Consider the following 11,384-nt stretch of genomic DNA (forward strand, 5'->3'; position numbering starts at 1 on the left):
TGCTCCTCGGCGGCGACGACGTACAGCGCGAGAATCGGCAACACCGCGCCGTTCATCGTCATCGAGACGCTGACCTGGTCCAGCGGGATGTGGTCGAACAGCTGGCGCATGTCCAGGATCGAGTCGATGGCCACCCCCGCCATGCCGACGTCACCCTGCACTCGCGGATGATCGGAGTCGTAGCCGCGGTGGGTCGCCAGGTCGAACGCGACCGACAGACCTTTCTGGCCCGCCTGCAGGTTGCGCCGGTAGAAAGCGTTCGAGTCCGCGGCGGTGGAGAAACCGGCGTACTGGCGGATCGTCCACGGCTGATTGACGTACATGGTGGGGTACGGCCCGCGCACGAACGGCGCGACGCCCGGCACGCTGTCGAGCGGATATCCCTCGGCCGCGACGGCATCCCGGTCGGCCTTGGTGAACACCGGCGGCACGTCGATGCCTTCGGGCGTCGACCACACCAACTGTTCGGGTGCGTACCGATTGGCCGCCGCTGCCGCGCGCACGTACTCCGTGACCTGCGCCGGTTCGACCGCGGCGGGCTCGGGCGCGCCCTCGGTCAGCGGCACGTCGGCGAAACTGCCGATCAGATGCTCGATCTCACGAGTAGTCATCAGGCTCCCACCTTCTCCAGCAAGCCGGACAGCGCGGCGACGGCGTCGATGCGCGCGGCGAGGAATCCGTCCGGGCGCTGCGCGTCGTCCAGGTCGGCGACGGCTTTGGCCGCGCCGGCCAGCAGCACGGTGGACACACCCGCGGCGCGCAATCGCTCCACCACCGCACCGGCTTCCGATCCGTAGCGCGTATCCGAACCGCACAGCACCGCGATCGGCGCTCCGGCTTCGCTGGCCGCCGCGGCGACCGCGTCCACCGTGAGCGGTCCGGGGTTGATCGATTCGATGCCGCCGGAGGCCAGCAGATTCGCGATGAAGGTGACCCGCACGTTGTGCTCGGCCACCGACCCGAGCGGCACCAGCAGCGCCTTCGGCCGGGTGCCATGTTCGGCGAGGTAGGCGTCGGAACGGTCACGCAACTGCTCGAACGCGGCGCCGTAGCGGGCGACCCGCCCGGTCTGCCGCGCCGCCTCGGACAGCGGCTGTTCGGCCAGATTCGGGAATTCGTTCACGCCGGTGACGGCGGTCTTGCGGTGCGCGACATCGGCGTCGCGAGCAGCCTTGGTCGCCGCCACGCGCTCGGCGAGCAGACCGGATTCCAGCGCGGCGGGGTAGCCACCGGCCGCCTCGATCTCCTGGAGGAACTCCCACGCCTTCGCCGCCAGCGCGGCGGTGAGGTCCTCGACGTACCAGGAGCCCGCACCCGGGTCCAGCACGTGCCCGAGATGCGATTCCTCGAGCAGCAGCAGCTGGGTGTTGCGGGCCATGCGGTCGGCGAACGACTTCGAGACGCCGAGCTCGCCCGGCGGCAGGGCGGAGTCGAACGGCAGCACGGTGACGGTGTCGGCGCCGCCGATGCCCGCGCCGAACGCGGCGAGCGTGGTGCGCAGCATGTTCACCCACGGATCACGCTGACTCATCATGGCGGCCGAGGTGACCGCGTGCTGCGGCGCCCCGCCGAAATCCGGTGCGCCGCACACCTGCGCGACCCGCGCCCAGAGCTGCCTGGCGGCACGAAACTTCGCGATGGTGGCGAACTGATCGTCGGTGGCCGCGAACCGGAACTCCAGCTGTCCGAGCGCGTCCGCGAGGTCCAGGCTCTCGGTGAGCGAGCGCAGGTAGGCCAGGCCCGCGGCGACGGCCGCGCCCAGTTCCTGCGCGTCGGAGGAGCCCGCGTCATGGAAGACGGTGCCGTCCACGGTGATCGCGCGGACCGCTTCCGGCCGTCGGGCCGCCTGCCCGGCGAGCGCGACCGCCTCGCCGCGGCCGATGTCGGTCAGGCCGGCGAACTGGCTGGTCAGCGGCGCGGCGCCGAGGCTGATCCGAATGTCCGCGCGATCGGGGGCCGGGTAGCCGTCGAGCACGGTGAACACCTGTGCCGCCGCCGCTGCCACGTCACCGCCCGCGTCCAGCGTGAGCGGGGCCAATTCGAACAGCAGGCCCGCCAAGGCGGCGGGCAGATCCGCCACCGGAACGCCGCGCTCGCCCGCGCCGAGCCAGATCGCGCTGAGCCCGTTCTCCAGCCCCGACAGGATCTCCCGGTTGGCGGCAGCGGCGTCGCGCTGGGTGACCTGCGCGCTGACGAACCAGCCCCGGTGCACGTCCCGGGTGGCGTCCCGGCCGCGCACGAAGGGAAAGGTCCCCGGCAGCGGCTGTTCGGGCAACTCGTCGCGCCGGGTGTAGAGCGGAGCGACGGTCAGGCCGTCGTAGGTGGTCTCGTCGAGCAGCCGCTCGGGCTCCTCGGGAAGTTCGGTGACATCGACGCGGCGCGCCTTCGCCAGCACCCCGGCCACGCCCTTGCGCCATCGGGCGTAGTCGGGCACCGGATCCGCCCCGGGATCTGAAGCAATCGGCATAGCTTGGTGTTCCTCTTCCTCACGCGGACGCACCGGCAGTGTGCGCCCGATTCCCTCACATTCGCCCAGCTCAGCGACTACTTCGGTTAACGAGCATTCGTCCCGCTTCCACTGATGCTAGCGGGCGGATTCCCGGCCGGTTGACCCTGCCCGCCTCTACCAACCGGTAACCTGTCGCGGGTGACCGAGCGCGGCGAGGGAACAATCGAATACAGCGCCGACGGGCACGACGCCGCCGAGCGCCGGCGTGGCGCGGGCCTGACCAGGCTGCTGCGTGACCCGCGTATCGTCGCGCTGATCGTCGGCGCGGTCGCGTTGTTCGGCGCGGCACTGCTCGTTCCGCTGCCGTCGCCCCGCCAGGTGCAGGAGTGGGCGGCCTCGGTCGGTCCGGTCTTTCCCCTGCTGTTCTTCCTGGTCCACGCCCTGGTGACGGTGGCGCCGATCCCGCGCACCGTGTTCACCGTGAGCGCCGGACTGCTGTTCGGGCCGCTGCTGGGCATCGCGCTGGCGGTCGGCGCCACGACGGTGAGCGCGGCGCTGGCGATCGCGCTGGTCCGCGCGTTCGATCGCGATCAGGTCGCCGCCCGGCTCACGCATCCCGCCGTGCGGGCGATCGATGAGCGTCTGGCTCGCCGCGGCTGGCTCGCGGTCGGGTCGCTGCGGCTCATCGCGGCGGTGCCGTTCTCGGTGATCAACTATTGCTGCGGACTGTCCTCGATCCGGTTCTGGCCGTACCTGATCGCCACGGTGCTCGGGGTGCTGCCCGGCACGATCGGCACCGTCATCCTCGGCGACGCGCTCACCGGCACCACCCACCCGGCGATGCTGGCGCTGTCCGGCGTCTGTCTCGCGATCGGCACGGCCGGCCTGGTCGCGGACGCCCGGTGGAAGACCGCACCGCCCGCCGCGGTGGCTACTCCCGAACTCGTCGCGGCCGCGGATTAGGCCGCGTTCAGTCCGCCGCCAACTCCACCGGAACCGCGATCACGTCCACCATGGCGCCGTTGCGCAGCACCGTCACGGGGAGTTGCACACCGATCGCCTCGGCGAACAGCTGCCGCTGGATGCCCTGCGCGTCACGGACTTCCGACCGCGCCACACTCAGCACCAGATCACCGCGGCGCAGCCCCGCTCGTTCGGCGGGGCCGCCGCGAACCACCTCCACGATCCGCACCCCGGCCGCCTGCCCGGTGCGCTCGGCGACCGGCTCCGGCAGCGGCGCGGGTACCCCGACCAGGCCGAGATAGGCCCGCCGGACGCGCCCTTCGGCGTGCAGCGTGCCGATGATCCGGCGCGTCGTGGCGTTGATCGGAATGGCCAGGCCCAGCCCGATTCCGGCGACCGCGGTGTTGATGCCCACCACCCGGCCGGCGGAATCGGCCAGCGCGCCGCCGGAATTGCCGGGGTTCAGCGCGGCGTCGGTCTGGATCACGTCCTCGATCACTCGCCCGGCGCGGCGGGAGGCGACCGGGACCGCCCGCCCGAGCGCGCTCACCACGCCCGCGGTCACCGAACCCGCCAGGCCCAGCGGACTGCCGACCGCTACCACCAGCTGGCCGACCACCAACTGGTCGGCGTCCCCGAGGGTCACCGCGTCCGGCGCGCCGCCGTGGGCGCGCAGCACCGCCAGGTCCGACAGCGGATCCACCCCCACCACGCCGAACCGGGATTCGACCCCGTCGGCGAAGACCACCTCGCCCTCGCTCGCCGCGCCGATGACGTGCGCGTTGGTGAGCAAGAATCCGTCATCGGTGAAAACCACCGCCGATCCGCTCCCCCGCCTGGTCCGCACGCTGGCCACGTGCGGCGTCACCGACGCCGCCACCGCGATCACCGTGCGCGAGTAGGCATCCATCGCGGCGTTGTCCACGCCGACCACCACCCTGTTTGCCGGAATTGCACTACTTCGTCCAGGATGCCCCGGAGGCGAGAACGACGCACCGTGTTCGCCACAGGCGCAACCGGACTGCGGCGGGCCGGGCGTGTCGATGCGCCGTGGGCCGGGCCGGCGAGTGTCGGCGATGCGGCCGATCGCCCGGTTCCGCCCTCGCCGCACGCTACTTTCCTCCAGCCCAGCAGGGCGAGGCGTCCGGCGTGCGCTCGGTGCCGCGGTCAGCAGCACCGAGTCCGGCAAGCAAGGGCGGCCGGCACGCATCCGGCTGGGTCGACGGCCGTTACGCGGCGGGTACCCGGTCGAGAAAGCCGTGCACAGTCGTGATCCGGCCGTCGGCCCCGAGGGTGATCACGTCCGAGCCCGCGACCGGTGCGCTGCCGTCGGCCCGCGAGACCAGTTCCCAGGAGAAGCGGGCGATGTCGTGGTGTCCGTCGACCTCGCCGAGGCGGCGGAACTCGAAGCCGGGGAACTGCGCCTGCACACCGCCGATGGCCGCCGCCAGCTCGGCGTGCCCGCTCACCGCCGCGAGCGGATCGGTGTATCCGCCGTCTTCGGCCCAGGCGGCCGCGACCGCGGCGGACCTGGCGTTCTCGTCGGTGGCGTTCCACGCGGCGAAGTACCGATCGACTGCTTCCTCGTAGCGCGACATGCTGAATCCTCCTGTGTCGGAATGCTTTTCGTTCACCGATGCGGATCCTCCGATCGGCTGCCTCCAACCTTGCCGCGCCGCGCGCCCGGCGTCGATTACGCGCGAGGTAATGATCGCCGGAAATCAGCTGCCACCACGGGGCCGGGACTCAGCGCAGCAGGCCCCTCTTCCGGAGGTATGCCAACGGCAGCACCGCGGCCAGCGCCATCACCAGGGTGACTACGAGCAGGTGCGGCCAGGGCGAATCAGGGATCGAGGTGAAGATCACGCCGTAGCAGGCGGCCACCAACGTGGGCGGCAGAAGGACCGCGGTCAGGACGGTGCACGCCTCGACGATCCGGCTCTGTCGCAACTCGAGCCAGGTTCCGGCCGATTGGTGCAGATAGCGCAGCTTGTCGTGCTCGACCTCGGCATACTGCCGCACCCCGTCGATGCCCGCGACGAGGGCGCCGATCACCCCGTCGAGCTCGTGGCCGGGCGGCATGTCGGCCGTCAGGTGGCGTGCGGCGCGGGCCAGGTGGACCTGGGTCTGCCGGACGCGCGAGACGATCTGCTCGGCCGCGCTCAGCCGCGACATCTTGCCGCGGATGTCGGCGACCGAAGCATGCCGGTCGTGGCCCTCGACAGCGCTCTCGATCTCCTCGCGCAGCGCTTCCAGCGCGTCCCCGGCGTGCTGCAGCACCCGCTCCGACTCCTCGTTCAACGCCCACAGCAGTGCGTACATCACACCGTGGGCGGAGCCGGCGAGCGCGGTGTTGCGCCGCATCTTCGCGACCGCTCTGTCGAACGGGACGAAATGCTCGGACGGCTGCAGCGTCACCAGGAACTCACCGCCCAGCGCGAAGACGATCGTCGCGCGTTCGATGGTCTCGCCGCGCTGGTAGTCGGCGAGCACCGGGAGGTAGAGGAAGTTGTCGGACTCCCAGACCTGGTTGCGCGCGGCACTGAAGTCGATGCCGAGCCGTTCCCGGAGCACGGCCGCGGTGTCGGCGTCGTCGGCGGCGAGCGGAATCCAATGCTGCTGGAGCACTTCGGTGTCGAAGTGGTCGGCGGTCACGGCACTGAGGAAGGTCGTCATCGGCTACGGCCGCCCGCAGAAGGTGTGTGCGGGCGAGCCCGTCCGCTGCCGAGGACGAGCAGAGCCCAAGGCCGCGATCCGAATCGCTCGAGGCTCGAGACGCGGTGGGCGATACGACATTTCGGCTGTTTCGGGCAATCTGGCCATAGCGGGGGCTCCAATACTTACCATCGGGCGGGCTGGCGCACCCCTCCGGGGACGGGCGCACGGGTGCGGGCAGCGGCGACACCATGCCTGGGTCGCGTCGCGAACGAGGATCACGCACCGGCAGATCCCGGAGGCGCCGTCCGCACGCGTCGAAGAAATGACGAAGGTGGATTCGTGCCGCGTCGGCCGATCCCGGCGCCGTTGCCCGGCCGCCGATCGCGCACACAGATCAACGACGCGCCGGCGCAACCCGTTTCGCGAGGACAGCCCGGCTGTAGACGTCGATACTGTCATCCGGCATCTGCCGCTCACCTCGCTTCGTGGGTCGACCGGCGCACGAATTGCGCCATCCATCATTAGAAACCCGCCGATCGGGGTACGTCAATCAGTTGCGCAAGTATTCGACAACGCGCCACCCAGTGGAAACCCAACGGCGCGTACACCCCGGATCACCAGGCACGAAACGGGTTTCGCGGGGCGCCCCGCGCGACCCGGCGGTTGCACCACCGGACGCGGTCGTGCCACCCTACCGACAGCTTTGGAGGCGGACGTGACCGAGCACGGCGAGCCGCCGGGCCCCATCCCGGCGGACCGATTAGAGGACACCGCAGCGGTTTTCGGCATGCTCGCCGCCACCGCGCGCCTGCAGATACTGTGGCTGCTCGCGCAGGGCGAGCGCGACGTGGGCACCCTCGCCGCCGCCGTCGGCCACTCCGTACCCGCCGTCAGCCAGCACTTGGCCAAACTGAAACTCACCGGTCTGGTCCGCGCCCACAAGGACGGCAGGCGCCATGTCTACACGATCGCCGACCCCGACATCGCCGACCTCGTCCGCCTGGCCTTCCGCCACCACCGCGAGCACGACTGACCGGACGCGGTCGTCCACCTCCGCACCAGACGTGGGCGTCTCAGTGGTTCCCGTAATAGTCGGCGACGGCGCCGAACGCGGCCTTCGGCTCCCACGGGAGGTCCGGGTAGGTGTCGCCGTGACGGCCTTCGAGGACCTTGACGATGCTGTAGCTCGCCAGATCCAGATCGTCGCGCGGGTCGCCGCCGGGGCGATGGACGTGGTCGTAGAGCGCGAGGACGAAGACGAACGCGCTGTCGACGCCCTCGGCGTCGAAGACTTCCAGCAGTTCCCGCAGATAGGCCGCCTGCCCGCCCTCGTCGCGGGCGTATGCGCCGTCCAACCGGACCGGGCCGTGGGTCTGGTCGTATTCCACGATCTCCAGTCCCCGGGCGCCCACGTCACCCGCGCCTTGGAAGGTGGACGCGCCGAACTCGGTGACGGCGAGCGGCTTTCCTTGCGCGACGAGGGCGCGAACACCCGCGCCGAATCGCTCGGCGACCTCGGCCGTCCGGTACAGGTCCACCGACACGATGTCGAACGGCGTCCAGTCGACCCGCTCGAGCGGGATGGAAGCGTAGGTGACGCGGCCGCCGAAGCGCTCGCGAACGAGCGACACCGCCTTGCCGAGGAAGTCGTTCACGCGCGAACCGGCTTCGGCGACCTGCTCGGGTAGATCATCCGGCCCGGCGGTCAGCGACCGGACGCGCTCGTCGAGGGTGTCACCGGGGAGGAAGCCGGGGTTCATCAAGCTCAGTTCGGCGCCGGTCACGAACACGACCTCGGCCCCTCGCCGCCGAATCCGCTCCGCCCGCTCGGCGCAGTCGGCGAACAGCGCCAGCATCTCGTCGACGGTCGAGTCGAGAGGGTACGGCGAGAACCATATCTCGAGGCCGAGATCGGCGGCACAAGCCGCCGCGAATTCCAGCCGCTCCGGATCACCCCCGATGATCCGGACCGCGTCGCAGTGCAGGTCATCGCGGATGACTCGCAGTTCGCTCGCCACAGTTCGCGGCTCGAAGTCCACCCGGGAATATCGTCCGGCGCGCAGGAAACCGGTCTCGTAACTGATGCCTTTGGCACGCATGGCGGCCACCCTTCTTCCTATTTAAGGTACTTTGCGTACCTTATAGAGGAGATCTCATCCGAGCAAGCCCCGGTTCGGGAAGTACGATCGGCACCGATCACGGAAAGGGGTAACGGTGGAGGACGCGGTGCGGCAGTCCGGCGGCGCGCAGACGCGCCGACGCGGACCCGCCCTCGAAGCGGCGATCCTGCGGGCCGCGGCGGACGAACTGCTCGAATCCGGATACGCCGCGCTGACCATGGACAAGGTCGCCGCCCGCGCGGGCACCAACAAGAACGCCATCTACCGGCGCTGGCCCAACCGTCTGGCGCTCGGCATCGCCGCCTACCGGCAACTGGCCACGGCCGCGCAACCGCCCGATACCGGAGACCTGCGCGAAGACGCGCTCGAACTGCTGCGGCGCGTCAACCGCCACTGGAGTTCGCCATTGGGCGCCATCCTGCGGGAACTCATGGCCGCCGCCGGTGGAGCGGCCGAACTGCTGACGCAGCTGCCGGACCAGTCCGGCGACGCCACCGCCGCCCCGTGGCTCACCCTGCTCGGCCGCGCGGTCGCCCGGGGCCAAGCGGCTCCCGAGGCGCTGCACCCGCGCGTCGCCACGGTGGCCCTCGTGCTGTTGCGCAACGAATTCGTCGTCCGCGCAGCGCCGAGCGCGCCCGACGACGTCCTGGTCGAGATCGTGGACGAGGTCTACCTCCCGCTGATCCGCCGACGGGACCCGGCGGGCTGAATCGAACCGTGCACCGGGACACCCATCCGTTGCTGAAGTAGTCGACCGTCCAGTTCGAGCACGCCGGAGCGGATCTGTCCCGCATCGCCGGCAACTCTTCCGCAGGTCACCTCGACCGGCTCCCGGCTTCGCCGTTCGCCCTGGACAGGGAACCATCCGCATCCCGCGCCCCCAACAGGCGGCGCATCGCCGGGGCCGCGAGCACCGAACCCGCCAGTAGGGTTGACCACGGCGTTGCCAGGCCGGATGCTCTACCTTGGCCGGGCAGACTCGAACATTCGAACGATCCATCGTCGTAGCGTCGAGTCGTGACGGCGACGACGCCGGTGCGGACCTGCTCCGGTGTCCGGACTCGAGGGGAGATTTGCGTGACCTACCGCCTGGACGACATCGACTGCGTGAGTGCACGGGGGCACTCCGCGCTAGGGGGAACCCTGGCGATCCAGGCGGTGTGGCGCTACGACCGCGCGGTGAACCTGGCGGCACTACGGAATTTTCACGAGGCGTTGCGGCACGGCAGGCTCGGGCGCGCGGTCGCGCCCGCGACGATCCCGGCCGCCGGGGACCGCTGGACCACCCGAGCCGAGTTCAGCCCACTCGAGATCGCGGACGCGCCCACTCCCCGCGGCGGCTTGGAGGGCTGGATCGCCGAGCAGGGGCACGCGGAGCTGCGAACCTACGGCGGACCTGCGTGGCGGTTGGCCACCACCCAGCTCGACAACGGGGAAAGCGCGGTGTCGCTGCTCGTTTCGCACACCCTCGCGGACGGCCAGGCATTCTGCGCGGCGATCGCGGACGCGGTCGCGGACAAGCGGCTCGATCTGACCTATCGCTCCGACGAATTCGGCCGATTACGCTTGCTGGCCGCGGATTTCCGCGACGCCGCACGGCGAACTCGGTCGCTTCCCTCGGCCCTCGGCTTGGCACTGCGGCTGAGCCTGCCCCGGCGCGGCGGCGCGGCCGGACAGCTCGACGCGGACGCCGAGGGCTTCCGCCTGCCGACGGTGACCGCGACAGTCCCGGCGCACCTGTGGCATGCCGCGGCGCGCAGCCGCGGCGGAACCGGCACCACGCTGGCGGTGGCGATGATGGCGGCGATCGCCACGGCGGTCGATCGCACCGACGCGGAAGGCCGGGTCCGCATGATGATGCCGGTCAGCACCCGCACCGCCGACGACCTGCGCGCGAACGCGTTGACCTCCATCGATTTCGAAGTGGACCCGCGCGACGGACAACCGGCCGACCTCGCCCCGCTGCGTGCGGTGATGAAGGAGAAGCTCAGCGCGGCCGCCGCCAACGGACGGAACATCCCGCCGCTGATCCCGATAGCGGTCGCGCTACCGCGTGGCCGCTACGCCGCGCTCGCGCGGCAAGCCGCTACCGATCCGATCTCCACGGTGTGCTCCAGCCTCGGCAAGCTCGACCCCGAGATTTCGAGCATCGACGGCGCCCCGGCCTCGGTGATGACGATCGGCTTGGTCAACCAGAGCCTGAACTCCCCTGCCGTGCTGACCGAACGCGGCGGCAACCTGTACGTCGCGCTGGTGGAATCCGCCGGGGGAATCACGCTGCGGGTCAATGGTTTCCACCCGCCGAAGCTCACCGACGCCGACCAGCTCGGCGAACTCGTGCGGAGTGTGCTGGCGCAGTACGAACTCACGGCGACCTTCTGGTAGATGTCCGCGACCGCACGTCCCGAGTGACGTTCCGGCTGCCATTCGGCGATCCGGGCTTGCCCGCCACCTCGGATCGGGCGCCGCAGACCATAACGAGGTCCGCGGCGCTGTCGCAGTCTTCATCCGCCGGCCGCGGACCGATCGAGCACACGCAGAGGGATACATCGGCGGGCCGCTGGGTCCACTGCGCGGGCCATCGAGTCCACCGCGGCGGGCCATCGAGTCCACCGCGGCGGGCCGCTGGGTGCCTCAGCGGCGCCCCAACGTCCGCAGCGCCCGCTCGGATGCCGAGCCCGGTTCGGCGGCGAACAAATCCAGTCCACAGCACGAGGGCTCGTCGGGCAGCGCGACGAGTTCGCCGTGCAGGGTCAGCTCGCCCACGACCGGGTGGTGCAGCAGGTACGTCCTGGAGCGGACCTGGGCGACCGGATGCTCGGCCCACATCCGCGCGAAATCCGCGCTCGCGTCCCGCAACTGCTCGACGTGCGCCGTGAGTCCGGAGTCCCCGCGATATCGTCCGAGCAGAACGCGCAGATGCGCCACGTGCTCGCGCGCCGCCCGCTCCCAGCCTGCCCCGAACAGCGCCCGTGACCGGGGTGCGTCGAACAGCAGGTGCGACCAGGTCCGGCGATGCTCCGGCAGCGCGGTGAGGTCGCCGAACACCGCCGCCGCGAGCTGATTCCAGCCCACGATCTGGGTGTGCCGTCCGATCAGCAGCGCGCGTGTCAGCGCGAACGAGTCCAGCAGGTGGCGCGAGCCGGACGTCACCTCGGGCACTGTCGCCGCGCAGGGCCGCGGCCGCCGGGCGA

The 11,384-nt window shown here is 70.8% G+C and carries 11 protein-coding genes; 4 read left to right on the top strand and 7 right to left on the bottom strand.

The annotated features are described in order from the left end of the window. A partial coding sequence (locus tag ON27_RS15815; RefSeq protein WP_043726922.1) for a methylmalonyl-CoA mutase family protein occupies positions 1–611 on the bottom strand: 611 nt, incomplete at its 3' end. Then, positions 611–2,467: a methylmalonyl-CoA mutase family protein gene (locus ON27_RS15820; protein WP_043726925.1), complete on the bottom strand. Its 1,857-nt coding sequence runs from the start codon at positions 2,465–2,467 to the stop codon at positions 611–613. The genes ON27_RS15815 and ON27_RS15820, both read right to left, overlap by 1 nt. 258 nt (positions 2,468–2,725) lie before the next feature. Between ON27_RS15820 and ON27_RS15825 the strand changes: the two genes are divergently transcribed. Continuing rightward, positions 2,726–3,412 (top strand): TVP38/TMEM64 family protein, encoded by a 687-nt coding sequence (locus ON27_RS15825; RefSeq protein ID WP_086007488.1) that lies wholly within the window; start codon positions 2,726–2,728, stop codon positions 3,410–3,412. A gap of 7 nt (positions 3,413–3,419) precedes the next feature. Here the strand turns inward: ON27_RS15825 and ON27_RS15830 are convergent, their stop codons facing one another. From ON27_RS15830 to ON27_RS15840, 3 genes are all read right to left on the bottom strand, one after another. After that, positions 3,420–4,322, bottom strand: a complete 903-nt coding sequence (locus tag ON27_RS15830; RefSeq protein WP_174377846.1) for a S1C family serine protease — start codon at positions 4,320–4,322, stop codon at positions 3,420–3,422. A 319-nt stretch (positions 4,323–4,641) separates the two neighbouring features. Further along, a complete protein-coding gene (locus ON27_RS15835) occupies positions 4,642–5,010 on the bottom strand; it encodes a nuclear transport factor 2 family protein (RefSeq protein ID WP_043726937.1) in 369 nt (122 codons plus the stop codon). A gap of 148 nt (positions 5,011–5,158) precedes the next feature. Further along, positions 5,159–6,088, bottom strand: a complete 930-nt coding sequence (locus ON27_RS15840; RefSeq protein WP_043726927.1) for a CorA family divalent cation transporter — start codon at positions 6,086–6,088, stop codon at positions 5,159–5,161. 697 nt (positions 6,089–6,785) lie between these two features. Between ON27_RS15840 and ON27_RS15845 the strand changes: the two genes are divergently transcribed. Next, on the top strand, positions 6,786–7,103 hold the full coding sequence (locus ON27_RS15845; RefSeq protein WP_043726939.1) for an ArsR/SmtB family transcription factor: 318 nt from the start codon (positions 6,786–6,788) through the stop codon (positions 7,101–7,103). A gap of 40 nt (positions 7,104–7,143) precedes the next feature. On the opposite strand, the gene ON27_RS15850 is transcribed toward ON27_RS15845, so the two are convergent. Beyond that, a complete protein-coding gene (locus ON27_RS15850; RefSeq protein WP_043726941.1) occupies positions 7,144–8,169 on the bottom strand; it encodes a glycoside hydrolase family 113 protein in 1,026 nt (341 codons plus the stop codon). Between the two features lie 115 nt (positions 8,170–8,284). On the opposite strand from ON27_RS15850, the gene ON27_RS15855 reads away from it, so the two are divergent. Beyond that, positions 8,285–8,899, top strand: a complete 615-nt coding sequence (locus ON27_RS15855) for a TetR/AcrR family transcriptional regulator (RefSeq protein WP_051046657.1) — start codon at positions 8,285–8,287, stop codon at positions 8,897–8,899. A gap of 368 nt (positions 8,900–9,267) precedes the next feature. Then, positions 9,268–10,575, top strand: a complete 1,308-nt coding sequence (locus ON27_RS15860) for a hypothetical protein (protein WP_043726929.1) — start codon at positions 9,268–9,270, stop codon at positions 10,573–10,575. A gap of 249 nt (positions 10,576–10,824) precedes the next feature. On the opposite strand, the gene ON27_RS15865 is transcribed toward ON27_RS15860, so the two are convergent. Further along, positions 10,825–11,384 (bottom strand): MmyB family transcriptional regulator (locus ON27_RS15865; protein WP_444543654.1); only part of this gene is annotated, 560 nt, incomplete at its 5' end.

It is taken from the genome of Nocardia asiatica NBRC 100129 (assembly GCF_000308415.1).
Lineage (GTDB): Bacteria > Actinomycetota > Actinomycetes > Mycobacteriales > Mycobacteriaceae > Nocardia > Nocardia asiatica.